Annotated in this window: 17 protein-coding genes; 1 reads left to right on the top strand and 16 read right to left on the bottom strand. The window is 37.0% G+C overall.

The window, feature by feature from the left end; translation table 11 throughout:
• Positions 1 to 140: 140 nt before the first annotated feature.
• From ACFOOI_RS01450 to ACFOOI_RS01505, 12 genes are all read right to left on the bottom strand, one after another.
• On the bottom strand, positions 141 to 980 hold the full coding sequence (locus ACFOOI_RS01450) for a carboxylesterase family protein (RefSeq protein ID WP_379834176.1): 840 nt from the start codon (positions 978 to 980) through the stop codon (positions 141 to 143).
• A gap of 609 nt (positions 981 to 1,589) precedes the next feature.
• Entirely contained in the window at positions 1,590 to 2,150 is a 561-nt protein-coding gene (locus ACFOOI_RS01455) for a hypothetical protein (RefSeq protein ID WP_379834178.1), read from the bottom strand.
• A gap of 295 nt (positions 2,151 to 2,445) precedes the next feature.
• Complete coding sequence (locus ACFOOI_RS01460; protein WP_379834180.1) at positions 2,446 to 3,444, bottom strand: type II toxin-antitoxin system antitoxin SocA domain-containing protein; 999 nt, start codon at positions 3,442 to 3,444, stop codon at positions 2,446 to 2,448.
• A complete protein-coding gene (locus ACFOOI_RS01465) occupies positions 3,441 to 3,800 on the bottom strand; it encodes a hypothetical protein (protein WP_379834182.1) in 360 nt (119 codons plus the stop codon). The genes ACFOOI_RS01460 and ACFOOI_RS01465 overlap by 4 nt, the downstream gene beginning before the upstream one ends.
• A gap of 155 nt (positions 3,801 to 3,955) precedes the next feature.
• Positions 3,956 to 5,113, bottom strand: a complete 1,158-nt coding sequence (locus tag ACFOOI_RS01470) for an exo-beta-N-acetylmuramidase NamZ family protein (RefSeq protein WP_379834184.1) — start codon at positions 5,111 to 5,113, stop codon at positions 3,956 to 3,958.
• 211 nt (positions 5,114 to 5,324) lie between these two features.
• Entirely contained in the window at positions 5,325 to 5,792 is a 468-nt protein-coding gene (locus ACFOOI_RS01475) for a hypothetical protein (protein ID WP_379834186.1), read from the bottom strand.
• Between the two features lie 212 nt (positions 5,793 to 6,004).
• Complete coding sequence (locus ACFOOI_RS01480) at positions 6,005 to 6,997, bottom strand: hypothetical protein (protein WP_379834189.1); 993 nt, start codon at positions 6,995 to 6,997, stop codon at positions 6,005 to 6,007.
• Positions 6,998 to 7,272: 275 nt separating this feature from the next.
• Positions 7,273 to 8,175 carry a sulfite exporter TauE/SafE family protein gene (locus ACFOOI_RS01485; RefSeq protein ID WP_379834191.1) on the bottom strand — a complete coding sequence of 301 codons (903 nt, stop codon included), beginning with the start codon at positions 8,173 to 8,175 and terminating at the stop codon, positions 7,273 to 7,275.
• 5 nt (positions 8,176 to 8,180) lie between these two features.
• Positions 8,181 to 8,891, bottom strand: a complete 711-nt coding sequence (locus ACFOOI_RS01490) for a DUF2490 domain-containing protein (RefSeq protein WP_379834193.1) — start codon at positions 8,889 to 8,891, stop codon at positions 8,181 to 8,183.
• Positions 8,892 to 9,169: 278 nt separating this feature from the next.
• Positions 9,170 to 9,370, bottom strand: a complete 201-nt coding sequence (locus ACFOOI_RS01495; protein WP_379834196.1) for a hypothetical protein — start codon at positions 9,368 to 9,370, stop codon at positions 9,170 to 9,172.
• 497 nt (positions 9,371 to 9,867) lie between these two features.
• A complete protein-coding gene (locus tag ACFOOI_RS01500; protein WP_379834198.1) occupies positions 9,868 to 10,518 on the bottom strand; it encodes a formylmethanofuran dehydrogenase subunit E family protein in 651 nt (216 codons plus the stop codon).
• A gap of 620 nt (positions 10,519 to 11,138) precedes the next feature.
• Positions 11,139 to 11,921: a YHYH protein gene (locus tag ACFOOI_RS01505; protein WP_379834200.1), complete on the bottom strand. Its 783-nt coding sequence runs from the start codon at positions 11,919 to 11,921 to the stop codon at positions 11,139 to 11,141.
• A 522-nt stretch (positions 11,922 to 12,443) separates the two neighbouring features.
• Between ACFOOI_RS01505 and ACFOOI_RS01510 the strand changes: the two genes are divergently transcribed.
• Positions 12,444 to 13,712, top strand: a complete 1,269-nt coding sequence (locus ACFOOI_RS01510; RefSeq protein WP_379834202.1) for a phosphatidylserine decarboxylase — start codon at positions 12,444 to 12,446, stop codon at positions 13,710 to 13,712.
• Positions 13,713 to 13,999: 287 nt separating this feature from the next.
• Here the strand turns inward: ACFOOI_RS01510 and ACFOOI_RS01515 are convergent, their stop codons facing one another.
• From ACFOOI_RS01515 to ACFOOI_RS01530, 4 genes are all read right to left on the bottom strand, one after another.
• A complete protein-coding gene (locus ACFOOI_RS01515) occupies positions 14,000 to 14,725 on the bottom strand; it encodes a DUF3667 domain-containing protein (protein ID WP_379834205.1) in 726 nt (241 codons plus the stop codon).
• Positions 14,726 to 15,115: 390 nt separating this feature from the next.
• Entirely contained in the window at positions 15,116 to 15,619 is a 504-nt protein-coding gene (locus tag ACFOOI_RS01520) for a VOC family protein (protein ID WP_379834207.1), read from the bottom strand.
• 77 nt (positions 15,620 to 15,696) lie between these two features.
• On the bottom strand, positions 15,697 to 15,834 hold the full coding sequence (locus ACFOOI_RS01525) for a hypothetical protein (RefSeq protein WP_379834209.1): 138 nt from the start codon (positions 15,832 to 15,834) through the stop codon (positions 15,697 to 15,699).
• Positions 15,831 to 16,511, bottom strand: coding sequence for a DUF6597 domain-containing transcriptional factor (locus tag ACFOOI_RS01530; protein ID WP_379834212.1), 681 nt, complete (start codon positions 16,509 to 16,511; stop codon positions 15,831 to 15,833). The genes ACFOOI_RS01525 and ACFOOI_RS01530 overlap by 4 nt, the downstream gene beginning before the upstream one ends.
• Positions 16,512 to 16,617 lie beyond the last annotated feature (106 nt).

Consider the following 16,617-nt stretch of genomic DNA (forward strand, 5'->3'; position numbering starts at 1 on the left):
ATTTGCCACAAAAGTATGGAAGTGTATGCGAATTTCAATTTTCTTATCTACAGTTTTACGAATTAAAGGATTAATAATTCAACGCGATAATTTATTCAGGAAGTCATTTTCTATTTAACTGAAAACATAATCGAAAACCGTTACTTCTTTCGCTGTTTAAATAGCCACTTTGGCATGGTTTCGCCCAAAATCGTGCTTGAAAAAACATTATTATGCGTGGTGCCCTTTAATTTCCAAAACAGGACTTTTTTGTGCATTTCTTTATAAAATTGTTCGTCGCTATCGATGGGGTTCTCGGTATCGTCCATGCCGTGTATTAACCAAATCGGAATTTCGGAAAGTTCAGACAATTTGTTAAACTGTGGAATGCCCGAAATGCTAATGCCTGCTGCAAATAAATCGGGTCTTGTTGACAGGGAGTTAATCACCGTAGAGCCGCCCATCGAATAGCCCACTACATAAATTCTTCGTTTGTCGATATTCAAATTAGATTTTAGGGAGTCAATTAGTTGAAAAACTGAATTAAGACAAGGTCTATGAACAGAGTAAAGCACATTTCTAACTGTAGAGTCCATGACATAGTCTGACGAACGGGTTGAAAACTGCGGGGCTAAAACGTACGCCGGATACTTACTTTGAATTTCAGGACTTGCAAACAGCTTCTGCAGTATTCCCAAGTGGGATGCATTGTCAGTGCCAATAGGCCGCCCCGAACCGTGATACACGACAACCAAAGGGTATTTTTTATTTGATTGTTTCGGTTTAAATAAGCGGTATTTTATCTCAAGCTGTTCCCTACCCGTAAATTTGCCCGCGTCAAAAATATCGGGATTTAAGCTTCTGATTTTTGATATTTCCTGCTTCGTTAAGGTGCTGTCTGCCGTGTTTTCGATAAGTATTTCACCAAATTGTTTTTTGGAAGTGGCACAAGAACTTAGTAGGGTTATGGAAATTACTAAACCTAAAAATATTTTAGTCATTGTTGAGGATTTTTCAGTTTGGTTTACTTTATGGTTATTCTTTTTTAAAGTAAGAAGAAATGGTTTTTTAAAAGAACACGAAGGTACGTGTTTTTGAATATCCGCCGCAATAGCCGAACATTTGATTTTTGTCTTTGAAATTTAACTTATTGTTTTTGTGAAAAATAAAAAGTTTAGTGCTGTGAATGTGGTTTTTAATAAGAATGGAAAAAAGCAAGCCATTAGCTTTTGGCCAATGGCTGTAAATACTACTTAAATTGGTTTTTTATTATTGGCGTCTGAATAAAAATAAACAAATATGGGTCATTATATCAGCCAGCACTGTTTGAACGCAATCGAAATTCTTTTTCGAAAATAGTCTCAATATAAACTACTGATTAAAAGAATTTTGAGTGCGTGAGTTTGCTGGATGCTATTTTTTTTGCTTCATTTTTTTTTGAAAAAAAATGAAGGCCCAGGCGGCAGCCGACACAAAGTAAATAGGGGGGCATTTATACTCAAAACAAAAAAAGTAGATTGAATTACTATTCGGGGCCGATTTGTTTTCAAAGTATATTTTGGTCGGACGCTGTTAGTTTTTTTATCATTTATCCGTAAATCTTTCCTGTTTTAGCAGCCGTCTGTGCGTGGGGCACGTTTATAAATCACTTTGCCGTTTAGCTCAACATAGTTGCCCGTTACTATGGGGTATGCATACTTGGGGGCTTTAGATATGGCATGGCTTCTGATACTTATTTTGTCGTTTACTTTTAGGCTTCGTAGTTGTTCAAATTCTTTAGAAGCTCCCGCACCAAAACTCAGAATATAATCTTCATTATCAATCTTTACCATCATCCCAAAGCCTAGTCTTGCCCCTTCTGGAAGTGTAAGTGAGCGTATCACGGCCTCCATTTTGGTATTGTTTTTAACAGAATTGCTTAATTTATCGGCACTGGCTTGTATTTTTTTACCAGCTGGCGACGCCGCCCAGTTATTGAACATAATTCCATCAGCAGAAAAATCCCATTTTCTTCGGGCCTCATACTTTTCAGCTTCAGTAAGTGGCTTCGGGCTTGGATTTTTCGGAGACTCATTTTTAAGTTCGCGTTTGGCATAAACCAGTCCGCTTACTACAAGCAGCAGGAGAATTAGTCCAGCAATGATCTTTTTTATCGGCTTAATTGGCAACATAGTTTTATCTCGTTTAAATTTTTCTGTAGCAATATTACCCTATAAGTATCCAGTGATTGGGATAAAAAGTGTAAAAAAAGTGTAAATTTTAGTAAATATAGGTAAAGGTCTCTCTAATGGTTTTTGAATAGGTCATTTACATCAACTGTATCACACGGATTGGAACCTTTAGTTAGTTTTACTCGCCTGAAATATAGAATTAGGAGTAGGTATTTTTTTCATAAAAACCTAAATATTAATATAATATATCTCACTTAGAGTTGTTGTCTTAGCTTTGAAAACCCTATATTGTTTTTCAGTTTAATTCGAAACTATAAGAATAATCAATCAGCTTTCTTTCTGGAATATTATCAAGCCAGGCTTTTTCTCTATGACTGATTTCGATTATTTCATTGGTCGATGTGGTTTTAAATCTTTCTGCTACTGACTCTAATATTTGCAATTCAATTTCAGTAAACAATTTCCTGTCAAATATTTTGTTAGGATTTGGCTTAAATTGTTCCCCTGTGCCGCCATCGCTAAAATTGATATAGTTAATATCTAATTCGTTTTTATTGGCCAAATATTCAAAAATGCTATTGAAGTTATTGGGTACAGGACCCATAGGGATTGCTCGATACTGAACACCACTCATTGAAAACCCGGATTGTCTGTGCATCATAAAATCAGCATAGAATAATAGTTTGTTCATTTTGGATTTCCACGGTTCTAGTTTTTCAGTAAAAAACACGATCATCTCCGAAAATTTCTTAAAATTAGGAGTTTTAAAACCAGTTAAATTATTGGGAAGGCATGTTCCAAAAAAGTAATTTTCTAATTGCTTTTCAAATTTGTGTTTCTTTTCATCTTCCAATAAATTTTCAATAGTCTTATATGTTTTTTCAATGATTTTCTCGTCGAGCGTGGTACAGTAATTAAGCAGTTTCTTAAACTCACGTGGGTCTTCGGCCAATTGAATTAATTTGGCGTTTGATTGGTTGGGAACTTCACCACTTTCATATTGTCGGTATCCGTTAGTGCCAAAACCTAATATCTCAGACATTTTTGTTGCTGAAAGGTTATATTTTTCTCGAATTGCAATAATTTGTTCAGGAAAGGGGATGCTGTATTTTACCCTGTATTTATTTACTAATTGATTGTAGTTCAATTGGGCAAATGCCTCATCCTCAAACTGCTCGCCTGTATCTTCACATTTGTATGCATGGAATAACACCTTGAATTCGTCTTTGCGAAAACTCATGGTTCTATACGCTTTTACAATGCTCATTTCTTTACCTGTAAATGGACTTTTCATGATGTTTGTTTTTTAAATGGATAATTCATAGCATGTTCGGCAATATGAAAGGAGATACAAATAGCTCCATTGTTTTCTAGTCCCATACTTACTTTGATGTATACTTCTTTATTTTTTACTTGTTTCCCAAATACCCACATAGGCAATATGCCTCGCATTTTTTCCTCCAAAGGGCCTTGTGAATATTCTTCGATTTTTAACGAACTTATAATTTCTTTTCGCTTGGCAGGCGAAATTTCTAAATCGTGGAGCGTTTGTTGATTTTTGCCACGGTCGTCTAGGAACAGTATGCCGAAAATTTCAATTTTCAGTTTTAGTTCCTTTAGGTATTTTTCAACTTCTTGTTTAGACGCCATTTGTAAATTTAGTTCATTGCAAAAGTATAGAGTGTTTTTGTGTTTTCCAATTATAAAGTTTATTTTGTGATTAATTTTATTGATAATTTAACTTTATAGTTGAACTCTCTGATTTTAATAGTTTGTTTTTTTTATTCTTAGTACTTTTTCCTAAATCAATACAACAGATAAGGCTCTATCTCATCTTGCCATTGCTTAGGCTTTAGGTTGGTTTGAATTTCCACGCCAGCCTTTAGGGTTTCAAACGAATTTTGGATGCCCAATAGTTTGTCTAAATGCCCTGCTCCGCTGGGGTTTGCATTTGTTTGGTAGAGCCTTTCATTGCAGGTTTGGGGATAGTTTAGAATTAATTCTTGTATCAGCTGAATACCAAATGAGACGGGACAAAATGTGTGCTTGTCGCTAATGCCCAATTGCAGGCCAAAGCAGGTTTCGCCGGCATATAATCCCCATTTTGGTATGTACTCGGTGGTAGAAATTTCAATGCCCTGTATATTGTGTTTGTCTAGCTGCTCTTTTAATGAAGGAGCATGAATCCATGGAGCACCCAAAACCTTGAAATCACGATTTGTGCCTCTTCCTTCGTTTATATTTATGCCCTCCAATAAACCTAAGCCGGGATAAAAAAACGCCGTTTCTAAGTCTTTGATAGCAGGCGATGTAGGCACGAAATTCCAGTTTGTGCCGTCTGGGAACTCATTTCTATTCCAGTTTTGTGCTTTTACTACGTGTAGCTCGAGGGTGGGAGTGTAGGTGCTGCCAAAGTACTTGGCCAACTCGCCCAAGGTGCAGCTGTGTCTGACAGGAACGCTCCATCTACCCATAAATGATGCACAAGCATTCGCCAATAATGGCCCTTCTGCCTTCTCCAAATCGCCGCCCAGCGGATTGGGCCTATCTAACACGATCAAGGTTTTATTTTGTTCGGCACAAGCTTCCATTATGTGGGTCATGGTCCATAAATAGGTGTAAAACCTACACCCCACATCGGGAATGTCAAACACTACGTTGTCTATATCTTGCAGGTCTTCTTTGCTGGGTTTCAGTTTGTCGGCATATAGGCTCACCACCGGCAAATTCGTCAAGGCGTCTGTGGCGTTTGGCACCCAAGCACCATCTGCGGCACTGGCCGACAAGCCATGCTCAGGCGAAAAAAGCTTCACAATATTAAAACCAGACTTAAGCAAAGCCACCCGCGATTTCACACCGAAAGCATCCGTGGCCACGTCATTGGTCACCAAAGCCATACGGGTATTCCGCATAGGATTTCGTAATTCACAAAAAACATCTACCCCAAAAAGTACCTTACGCATCCTGATTAGTTTTTGATAGTCAAATATAAGGGGAGAATGTTGTTATTGGGTTGGGGGATTGATGGATATAGGCTTAGTTAATGTTAATTATATTTTAATTAGACTTTGTATATTAATTAACGCACTGAGTAGTGAATTATGCTTTTAATTAGCTGAACAACTTTGCAAATTATACTAGCAGAGCTATTTCCTATTTTAAAATATTTATATCTTAAAATTCAAAATCACGACATTCTACCTCACAAATACGACAGTTGATTGCTTCTAACTTGGGTATTAGCTGATTCAAATAAAAGCTAAAGTCGGTGTATCTGTCAGCTAATAATATCCGTTTGCCGATTCCTGGACTAAAATGCAATTCATAATGTTTACCAAATGCATTATATTTATTTTCTAATGAGTAAATTAAGAGTTGAATATTTTCAGAGTAATTAGTGTCCCAAATTATAAGGGCGTTTACTTTTTTTGCCTTTTCTCTTTTATCCAGAATTTCATAGACTACTTTGGTGTCTGGAAAATCATGATATTCAAATTTGTCAATATCATCTTCAGAAATGGAGGTAACAGTACCGGTTTTACTTTTTAAGTTCCAAAAGTTTTCAGTAAAGCTTTTAATTAAATTTGATTGGCTAGTATTATCTGTGAGAATTCTAATTTTTATTGTTCTTGAAACACCCATTTATTAAGATTTTTTTTTGTGCTTAAATATTTCTATAGTTTGTGGTAAACTTGAATAGCTATTTTAATAAACTACGGTTCGATTTTTGAAAATGTATTGTTTACCTTTTTTCGGTTTGAAGACTTCATGACACTATAGCTTATATAGAAAAATAAATAGAATGTTTAATTTTTTGGGTTATTAATAAATATTCCAAAGCCAGCGTGTGCTACTTAAATTTTAGTATAGTTTTTAAATAAATTTATCTTTGTCCGTAATTTAGGGTCATGTTCAAAAGCATTTTCTTCAAATGTTTGCCTGTATTTACTGAGAATACTTTTTGGAATAGTATTATATAATTTTGGTGACATTGCCCAAAACTCCAATCGAAGTATAATGAAATCGCTAATTTCTTTGAGTACTTGTTTATTTTTAATTTTCCCAATTTTGTTTATTTTATTTATTGTCCAATCACATTGGAATTCATTAAGAAACCCAGCTATAAAAAATGACTTTGATTTATAAGGAAAAAGGCTTAAAAAAGATGTTTTGAAAGGGTTAGGCTGTTTACTTTTCCATGCTTCAAAAGTTTCTCCGTTCTCTCTTTTAGGTAACTTGTCAATATTTAGCGGAACAGAAAAGCAAATATCTATTCTTTCAATTGGTTGAGTAAGAAATGTAAATTCGCTGTAGTTTTCACTCCTGAAAGCATCTTCGAATTTTTTTTTGTAATAATTTAAATTTTGTATCCCTTCTTTCGTCCCGTCATATAATAATCTTTTTATTTCATGAGTTTGTGGATTTCCAAAGTCGGCAAGTTCATTTATGTGATCTAAAACTTCTTCTTTACGACGTATTTCTTGACATAAACCTCTATAGCAAAAAAGTGCCTGAGTCTTGGGTTCAAATAGATTCAACTTCACTCCATTTTCAATGTGTTTAAAGACTTCTACATCATGAAATGGACAAAACCCTAGAAATGCGAATGCTTTATTTATTCCAACTTTGGTAAATTTTTGAATTCCTTTTTCCTCTATCTCAAAACCATTTGTTCTTTCCAACTGAATCAAATGATTTTTTATACTCATTTCTCTTAAAATTCCATTTTTTTGTAATATATGAGAATTTATTGCTTGTTTTTCACAATCTTCAAATAAGCATATCCTTTGCTTATTTGTTACGTTTCGAAGAGCATTTGTTAATGCTAATTTATTTTCAATCTTCATTTTTATTGTGTGTTTTTTTAAAATTTTAATAATTTCTCACCATAAATTCTTAGAAATCGAATTATTTTTACAGGAAATTTTAAAGTCTACATATTCAATATTAAAAATTCAATAACCATTATTTTAGATTTTTTTCTCGACTTTTTGAGAATCAGGAGTGTTTTTTATAAACCGAACCAACATCCACCCTCCAAATCTACACCAAAATCCCAACAAACTCCCCAACCCACCCACTTATTGATTTATCGGTAAAAAAACTATGGTTTCCCCCTATATCAAAAGAACTTAACGAGGGTTCGCATGCTTAAAAATATGAGGAGTAGGCCTACCAATACGGTGATGGGTTTTCTTGGGATTTTGTTTACCAGGTATGCTCCTAGGGGTGCGGCTATTACGCCTCCTATCACCAAACCGGCTATCACTCGCCAGCCGCTGATGCCATCAAAAAGTATAAAGGTGATGCCACTCGCAAACGAAATTGCAAATTCGGCTGTGTTTACCGAGCCAATGGTATATCGCGGGTCGCCGCCGCGGCCCATCAGGGTAGAGGTCACGATGGGTCCCCAACCGCCGCCGCCCACTGCGTCCATAAAGCCGCCAAATACGGCCAATACACCTATTTTTTTGGTTTCTTTTTTTACTATTTTCTTGCGTAATCCTTTCAATATAATCACGATGGCCAGTATCATCATGTAGGCCGCTATGTAGGGTTTTATGGCGTTGCCGTCTATCACGTCTGCCAGCAGGTAGGCTCCGGTTACACTGCCCAGCACGCCGGGTATAATAAGCTGCAGTACGAGTTTTTCGTTGATGTTTTTAAACTTATAGTGCGATATGGCCGAGGCACCGGTGGTGAATATTTCGGCCACGTGTACGCTCATGCTGCTGACCACCGGACTGACGCCAAATGACAGTAAAAACGAGGTGGAAGTGGCTCCGTAGCCCATGCCGAGGGTGCCGTCCACCAACTGAGCGAAAATGCCGATCAAAAGAAATATCACGAAGTCGGAATTGAATCCGTTCACGATTTTGGTGAGGTTAAATTTGTCTTGGTAGTTAAACAGGATAGACAGCAGCAGGGCTATCAGGATGGTCATGGGTATGAGGTACCAGAGGCTTTTCTTAAACTTGGACTGCCCCTCAAGGGTTTCGATACGCTCTAAATGTTCTGTGCTCATTTTTTTTATAGGTTTATTTTATGATTAACGGTAAATCTGATAATGTCTCGCTCAAAAAACTGGTAGCCAGACGCCCGCTGCTGATACCAATGCAGGTACCCGAGTTCGAGGGCGAGTTTGTTTGTGAGGCTTTGTTCTATGCCCACATAGAGGCGGTTTTGGTCAAACTGATTGTACAATATTTTTTTGCCCGCATTTACCATGAGTTCGTCGCTGAGTTTTAGGGCGGTGGGATTTTTGGAGGTTTCGGGGCTAAGTTTATAGGTAGCTTGCAGTCGATATCTAAACCTAAAATTAAAGTCGTGGCCGGCAAGCAATTTGTTGCCGCTGTTTCGGTGAATAAACCGCTCGTCTATTCTAAATCGGTGTTGGAGTGTAAGCCTTTTGTTTAGGGGGTTTCGGTGGTTTATTTCTTGTACGGGCCTTATTTCGGGCACCACCAAGCTAAGGGGTGAGGCAGGGCTTTGCGGACTCTGCCTCGAATAGGTCAGGCCCACGGCCACGTCGGTGTTGGGGCTGAGTTTGTAATGCATCCGCGAATGCACAATAAGGTGATGCTGTATGTTATGCTCAAAGAATCGTCTGTCTTCGAGTTCGTTGTGCCAAGTTAGGGTTTTGTTTATGCTGAGTTGGTTGTAATACCGAAGCCAAAACAGGCTTTGGTGGCTTACCTGTTTTGACTGTGCTTTTGCTCCAACATACAGCAGCCAAAACAAGGGTAGGAGGAGGACGTTTTTAGTTCTGATAAAATTCTTTGGTTTAAATTAGAATACAAATATATATATACTCTACTTAATCTACCAAATTTATAGACTAATACTTTTCCTTTATTTTTTGAGCTTAAACTTTTTGAGGGGAAAGTGGGGGAGAAGCTACAGGAATTGTGTTTTGGTAAGTATCAAAAATACCTATTTTGGGGATCAAAACTGGGGTGGTGAACTTTTGACTGACTTCTATATATGGTAATAGGTGTTTTTACATGCTGTGTGCTATGTTAATATTGAATTTCATTTTTATTCGGAGAGTTTTTAGCCATAAAGGTGATTTCATCACTTGTCTGCTTTACCGATATTTGGTTATCGTTTGTAAATGTGTCTGCAGGCACATTCCGTGATTGGTACGTGGACCATTGCCAAATAAAAAACACGGTAACTAGGCTAAACCATATTATTCGGAAGATATTTCGTTTTTTCATTTTCATAAGTTTCCTAAGTGAAGTTCTTACTCCAATTTGCCAATAAAGTGGCAGACTTGAAAGTTTTCAAGGTCTTAGTTTCGCTAATTTTCCTAAACCAGCTTTGGGTGTTTTTCTGTTTCTGTTATTAGTTATGTACTGTCAAACGGGTAAAAAAATAGGAAATAAATCTTTACATCGCCCTGCACTGTTTGAGCACTGTTAAAATTCTTTTGGGAAGTAAATTTTTATTAGAACATTGACAATAAGAATTTTAATTGTGCGAGTTTGCAGGACGGTTGGCCGCTGCCGTGCAGTTTTTTTTGCTCCGTTTTTTTTGAAGGGTCCGGCCTACCGGAAAAATGGAGGCCCCGCTGGCAGGCGACCCAGTTAATGAAAGGGGGGGGGGGATTAAAAAATGGCTTCAATGGTAGGTTTAAGCTATGTTTTCTTTAAAAATAAAAATTAACCGTTTAACAGTATTAGTTATGTATGTATTATGCGGACAATAGCCTAATTTATTTATTGCATTTTGGCTGTTCTTTGTTGAGTATATCTGTTTTGGTAAAGGTGTTTTTGGTGCTCGGTTGCCAAGTGAAATCTTTAACTTTTATAACTGTAAATATTTTATTTGGGTCAGCATTATATAGTTGGTTAGTGAAGGTATCTTCTAATACTCTCAAGCTGTCAATGCCACATGGCGAAAGCTTTTTTTGCGTAGCCAAATTACCTAAACTGTCAATTACACTTGGTTTTATGCCACTATTTAATGAAACAGAAACTGCTTGGTTATTATCTAATCTTTGTACAATATAGAGCCCTTCTATAGCGGTGTCTACATAAAAAGTATTGAATTGGTAACGGCCGCCAGTTAGGTAAATCGCCACGTCTGTTAAGCAAGGCGAAGGCTTACTAACAATCCTTAAATTGGTTCTGTCAATAGGTTGATTGGGATATAGGGCTATTAAGGCTTGTTTCATTGCCAAAGTGCCCACCACCAATCCATCGCACAAATGTCCGTGAAATTTTTCAAGGTCTTTTATAGAAACAGTTTGTTCGTTGGTCAATCTTCCTTTTGAAAAATCGGTATCGATCGTTTTAAATGAAATGTGTTTGTTTGTGCTGCAAGCAGTGGCAACTATGACGATAATGAATAGGTATATTTTCATGTCAATTATTAAATCTATGTTTAGGCTAAAGTTTAGTTTCGATAAGAGTTATCGTCGCAATTTCCCGTTTTAATTTTCAATTTGGGTAAAAAAACACAAGTATTTGCCTTTTTGGGCTAAAAGCTACTGCAAAAGTTTATGGACAAGTGCTAATCTAAAGTTTTGATAAAGTTGTAGGCTTGTTGATTTCACAAATGGCGAGCTTTTCAGCTAACAAATTGTTTTTTAATGAAGAACATTTGGTTAATCTCGAAATTGTAGCTAATACTTACGTAATACAAATACCTCTGGTGGGGATAAAAAATCCAACTATTAGACAATTGGAGTAAAATGGAAGTAGCCGTTTTCTTAAATAGGGGTTTATTTGAAATATGTAGGTAATTCTATGTGATGTACCATTAAAATAGGCTGTGTTTCTAATCAACCTTTCTGATTTATTAAAAATAGAAAAAGGATTTATTACGCTAATAATAAACCCTTTTTCGGAATGTCAATATTTTCTCCTTTAGAAAAAACGTTTGTAACGATCTTGAGTTGAATCAATGATCTTGAAAAATAATATTCTGTTTTAAAGGGCAAAACTCCCAATAACTGAAACGAGGATAATCATAAAGGCAAAATCAGTTTGTAAAAGTACCTTTTGTACCAAAGTAACTGCCTGTTTTTAACAGATAAAACCTGCTGCCCAAATACGCTGTATTACTTGCATGATAATGATAGATTGGGGTTGAGAAATCGGCTGTGGTGCCTACATGACCACCGTTGGCATCCAAATTAGAAGGATAGGTTCCGTCGGCATCTTTTCGTGCATAAATAGGGAATCCATCTCTTAAAAAGCCGATGAGGTTGGCGTTGTCGTTACCCGTAAAATCACCTGTGCAATGGTAGTGGTAGGTGTTGCTCGGTCCTGGGTGTGCACCGGCCCTGTCGAATGCCGAAAGTACGCCTGAATCTACGGGTACGTTTCCTCCTTCTCTATCGTTGTAAATCGGTACTCCGTTTAATGCCATACCTATTGGCCCCAAAACGGTGGCTTCTTTGGTACTAGCTTCAGTAGGGTTTGTTGGTAAAGTCATCGAATAATTTTGAGTGGCAATCTTACCCGGATTTAGGTTTTGGCCTGTATAAGGTGTTTCGTATAGAGCAGCACCTGTTCCCCAATAAGGAGATACATGGTCGGGAGTACCGTTAGATTTTAAAGTGATGCTGTTATCACTTGTTGAAATGGTGACAGCACTCATGTATTTTGATTTTACAACGCTTGTGATAGAAACCCCTGTTGTAGCAGTTCCTGTACTTGGTGTAACTGTGGTATCTTCAGTAGATGACTTGCTGCATGAATACAAGGCAATACTTAAAGCAATAAAACTTGCCGGGATAATAACTTTTTTTAATTTGTTCATTTTTTTTAGTTTAGTATGAAAGAATTTCCTTTTAAAGAAGACCTGTTTATTTTTAATACGACCTTTTATTTTAATTCGTTGCTCGGTAAAATAATTTATTTAATGCCTGTTTTTTGGTGTGGCTTAGTCTGTGACTCTTTTTTTTGTAGGTAAATGAAGTTGCAGTCGCCGAATACGAAACACACATTTTAAGTGTTTAATCGTTAGTTTTGATATAGCTTTTTCAATTGTTTTATTGGGTGGAAAGCCATTTTACCAATCTGCAGAGAGTTTTTTTATGTTTAGCTATTATTCTCCTATACTTCCTAAAGGTTGGTGTGTTTATATTGTTTAAATGCATTAACTAAGCATGCATTTTTCATGTAATTTTTATTTTTTTTGTGAAAGATGTAAAAATACGCGGTTTTATAAACAGGTATTTACACTCACTTAATTATCAGGGTTTTATCAGAAATTTGTTTTAAAGGCGAAATCTGAAAAGCCTATTTAAAATAGAGTAGGAAATAATGTAAATTATTAAGGATGGAACATATACATGCTATTACAAAAACTCAAAGTCCAGTTGTACAAAAGCTAAAAATTCTTCTCGACCAAAATTTGAATTTGAAAGGTGCTCTTCTTTCTTCTTTAGTTATTGCCGCAAAAAACGCTACAGCACTTAATGACCAACTATACAAGGGTTTAAATGAAGTGTTTGAAGGCAAAGCTTGGCCCACTACACTAACAGATTATTATGAATATTTGGAGTTATATTTAAAGTTAGTTCCTAATGAAGAACTCTCTGGAAACTATCCCGACGCCTGGAAAAGCAGCCTGACCGCAAATGGGGTAAACCAAAAGGTGTATGACTTGCTGTGTCAGTTTTTTTGGTTGGTAGATCAAAAGGAGCCGGGCGAGGAAGTTACCATGCAGAGTTTTCCGGAATTTGCAGCATGGTTGGTGGAGTTTTCGGACAGTTGGGGAGACTTTTGTAGCACCACGGATTCACTAACCCCTGCATCAAAAGCATCGTTTAAAACCAATCCGATGTACAACTGGGACCTATACGCCGACAATGAAGCGAGCTGGACCACTTTCAATGCGTTGTTTTATCGCCAATTTAATGGAGCAGCTCCTGGCACTGGCATTAGCCCATTGCGACCCATAACCGATCCTACAAATAATAAAACCATAGTAGCCCCAGCAGATTGTACGTTTAAGGCGACGTATCCGATTGATAAAAATGGGAATGTTACCGAAGTAACGGGAGAGAAAGCCAAAGTGACTTTAAAACACACCCACACTATCGGTACGGTCAAGCAGCTTTTAGACGACAGCCCGTATGCCGATGCCTTTAATGGAGGAACTTATGTGCATTACTTTTTGGGGCCATTTGACTACCACCGTTTCCACACTCCGGTTTCGGGATTGGTGCTAGAAAGTAGGGCTATTTCCGGAAATGTATACTTACAAGTTGATATTAGCGACGACCAGTTTGATGCCCCTGACGGCGGCGGAAATGGCTATGAATTTAAGCAATCACGAGGTTTGGTGGTTATGGATACCAAAGAATTAGGCAAGGTGGCGATACTTCCGATAGGAATGTGCCAAGTATCTGGTGTGCTGATGAATCCCGGTCTGCAAGGCAAGGAGGTGGTAAAAGGGCAGGAGTTTGGCAAGTTTCAGTTTGGCGGCTCAGACATTATTATGTTGTTTGAGAAATGCCCCGAAGAGTTGTATTTGTATAAAGAAGACCCAAGACACAATGCCATCCATTTTCAGTATGGGCAAGCTGCCGTATTAGCCATTTGATGGGCTGATTCACTAATAAATACCCAATAAAAAAATGCGGTGTATATTTTTGATATGCATCGCATTTTGTTTGAAAATCAAGCAAGTTGTAGTTTGTACGCTATTGCGTTTAAGATTATAACAGCTGCTTTAGAGCTATAAAAGACCAGGTTAAGCGTTTTGGATAGAACATATATTTAATAATCTGCCTCATATAATCCTACTTTGCTATTGGCATCATAGTAATTAGTAGAAACGCTATTTTACTATTAATACAAAAAGCTCTTAAAAAAAATGCTCCATGCTTATCAATGCTTGTTTAATAGGTCTATGATTGTCCCCGAAAGAATTGGAATAACCCAGAAAGTAATCATGCCTAATATATAGGCAGCGAGTGCTTTAAGGTAACTACTAGCTTTTTTGTTCTCATAAAACTGCCCAATGGCCCATACACAATACGCTATGCCGATGACACCCGCAGCTGTCATAATGCTAAAGTGAGTCAAGCCCTCTAGTTTCACAAAAACTGAGAAAATCAACATACCCATTCCCATCACAAAACACAGCATAATCAGAATTTCGTAGAAGTTGTAGCTCGATTTTTTGAAAAACACTTTTAACCACAACGCTATACATACGCCCATAAAAATATTTGCGTAGCCGTAGTGGTCTTGTACCCATTTTACTGTGGAACCGATTGCACTTTGGTTTTCGCTTTCGGTGCCTTGAAATTTCACGTAGCCGTCATCCACATGGAAAAAGTGCGTTAGGAGCGTGTAAATAAGAGAAGTAATGATGATAAAAATGATTGGCTTTACCAGCCGAGTTCTATTTTCTGAGAGGTATTTTCGGATGTTTTGCCCCGGATTGATAGAGAGCTCGCGGATGGTATATAAGATGCCACGTTCAAAATGCAGAATGTGTTCAATTTCATGGACGATGTAATGTCCGTCAATTCCTTTCAGGCTTTTGGCTTGTCCGCAGTCTGGACAATATTTTGAATTTACTTCGGTGCCGCAGTTAGTACAGTTCATTTTTATGCTTAGTGTTTTATAGTTCAGTTTTTATCGAGATTGGGTAAAATGGCTATTGAGTTTTCGGTGGATTCTCAAAAATAGCAAAAGACGCTCAAATAAGTAGTATTTTACTGGGGTTTATGTTTTTTATTGGTGGTTTTGGGATGTTTTTTTTACTGAGACGTTCGTCTACTTTTTGGTAAAACCTATGGTTAGGTTTTTTGTTCTTTGAGTCTGCCATACTTTGAAATTTTGTTATTGCTCAAGTTTTTGGATATTTCAAAATGCATTGGTATTGATTTAACTTTTAAGGTTTTTGTTATGGATAGGTTATAATGGAATACTTAAGAAAACGGAAAGCCTGAATGATAAGATTATTCAGGCCTCCGAGTTTTCCAGCCCAATCTTTTAGTTTGGTGAATTTAGGGCCATCTTATTTCCTTCCGAGTCTATGAAAATCGCAAAAAAGCCACTGCCGTCTGCATGTGCTGTTTTAGGGGCAATAATTTTACCGCCATGCTCTGTCACCTTGTCAAGTATAACTTGAAGGTTGTCGCCACCGTTTAGATATATCGTTACGCCGTCTGCCGAAGGTTTGTAGCCGTCTGCTTTAATGATTACGCCTGTAACCATTTGACCCTCATAAGGCAATATGCCCATTTCCATGCCTTCAACATCCATTTTTTCAATTTTGATGTCCAATATGGCTTGATAAAAATCTACGGCTCGTGAAATATCTGTGGCAGGAATTTCGAACATTGAAATGTAGCTGTTCATATTTTTTTCTTTTGTAATTGTTAATGAATCACTTGTTGTTGCTTCTGAATTTACTTTGTTTGAATCAGGGTGTGTGCACGAGGCAAAGCAAACTCCCAAAACTGCAGAAGCGAGGGCTATTTTTTTTATTACCATTTTAATTGTTATTTATTTTTTGATAAAAGTAGGCAGTTCATTTGGGTCAAAATAGTATAAATGCGACAAGCCAAAATCTATTTGTAGAAAAGTGTAGAAAGAGCCATGTTTTCATTACCCAAAAAATCTTTTGGCCTGATACCCACAAATTCTTTGAAGTCTTTTATGAAGTGATTTTGATCAAAATATTCATTTTCGTAGGCAATGTCCGTCAATGTTTCGTTTTTTGGCTGACTAACATTTGTAAAGTGACATGTAAGCGTATTACCTTGCTCAACTGCTTTGGGCTTATTCCGATTTGCTTTTTAAAATGCCTTCCAAGTTGTCTTCTTTTAGATAAATTGTCTTTCAAAATAACATTAATTGGCGTGCTTCCTTTTGTGTTTAGAAGCGTATCAACCGTAGTTTTTACGATATTTTCTATTGTAGTTTCTTCCTTGAGTCTATTCAAAAGAAAGGTTTCAATAATCTCGATTCGTTCATTTGTGTTGGCTGCGTGTATAATGTTCTGCTCCAACTCGTTTGCCTGTATTTCATTGAACAAATCTTGGATAGGCGTCTCTTGGTCAACCAAGTTTTCGAGCGGTAAGTTTACGAAGTTTGCAAACCCATGCGGATAGAAGCAGATCGCAATAGTGTTGACATCTCCAATTGGCTCAATGTCGTATGATTTGGTCCGCTGACCCATTACCATCGCATCGGGATTAAAAATAAACTCGGTTTCAGACGTATATCTTTTGATTTTGTCGCCAAGGTTAAATGTCATTTCAATACACCCGTCAGGTACTATTTTTTGCTTTTGATTTTTTGGGTCAAAAGGCACCTCCAAAGTCCAATAGAATTTGACAATAGATGCTAGATTTTTATGTGGTGTATAGGTCTGATAGTTCATCTAAGGAATGTGTTTTATGAGGTGAGGTATTTTGGTTTATTGTTTGACACTTAGAGTTTTTAAACAACCAATTTAGCAATTAAAAACCAAATAGAAAACCCGAGAG

This window comes from Lacihabitans lacunae, assembly GCF_042649125.1.
In the GTDB taxonomy this organism is placed as follows: Bacteria; Bacteroidota; Bacteroidia; order Cytophagales; family Spirosomataceae; genus Leadbetterella; species Leadbetterella lacunae.

Bases quoted from the DNA above. Each gene is read 5' to 3' on its own strand.
- ACFOOI_RS01530 (WP_379834212.1), bottom strand. From the start codon at position 16,511: ATGAACTATCAGACCTATACACCACATAAAAATCTAGCATCTATTGTC.
- ACFOOI_RS01500 (WP_379834198.1), bottom strand. From the start codon at position 10,518: ATGAAAATATACCTATTCATTATCGTCATAGTTGCCACTGCTTGCAGC.
- ACFOOI_RS01495 (WP_379834196.1), bottom strand. From the start codon at position 9,370: ATGAAAAAACGAAATATCTTCCGAATAATATGGTTTAGCCTAGTTACC.
- ACFOOI_RS01450 (WP_379834176.1), bottom strand. From the start codon at position 980: ATGACTAAAATATTTTTAGGTTTAGTAATTTCCATAACCCTACTAAGT.
- ACFOOI_RS01460 (WP_379834180.1), bottom strand. From the start codon at position 3,444: ATGAAAAGTCCATTTACAGGTAAAGAAATGAGCATTGTAAAAGCGTAT.
- ACFOOI_RS01475 (WP_379834186.1), bottom strand. From the start codon at position 5,792: ATGGGTGTTTCAAGAACAATAAAAATTAGAATTCTCACAGATAATACT.
- ACFOOI_RS01470 (WP_379834184.1), bottom strand. From the start codon at position 5,113: ATGCGTAAGGTACTTTTTGGGGTAGATGTTTTTTGTGAATTACGAAAT.
- ACFOOI_RS01480 (WP_379834189.1), bottom strand. From the start codon at position 6,997: ATGAAGATTGAAAATAAATTAGCATTAACAAATGCTCTTCGAAACGTA.
- ACFOOI_RS01520 (WP_379834207.1), bottom strand. From the start codon at position 15,619: ATGGTAATAAAAAAAATAGCCCTCGCTTCTGCAGTTTTGGGAGTTTGC.
- ACFOOI_RS01485 (WP_379834191.1), bottom strand. From the start codon at position 8,175: ATGAGCACAGAACATTTAGAGCGTATCGAAACCCTTGAGGGGCAGTCC.
- ACFOOI_RS01510 (WP_379834202.1), top strand. From the start codon at position 12,444: ATGGAACATATACATGCTATTACAAAAACTCAAAGTCCAGTTGTACAA.
- ACFOOI_RS01465 (WP_379834182.1), bottom strand. From the start codon at position 3,800: ATGGCGTCTAAACAAGAAGTTGAAAAATACCTAAAGGAACTAAAACTG.
- ACFOOI_RS01505 (WP_379834200.1), bottom strand. From the start codon at position 11,921: ATGAACAAATTAAAAAAAGTTATTATCCCGGCAAGTTTTATTGCTTTA.
- ACFOOI_RS01515 (WP_379834205.1), bottom strand. From the start codon at position 14,725: ATGAACTGTACTAACTGCGGCACCGAAGTAAATTCAAAATATTGTCCA.
- ACFOOI_RS01455 (WP_379834178.1), bottom strand. From the start codon at position 2,150: ATGTTGCCAATTAAGCCGATAAAAAAGATCATTGCTGGACTAATTCTC.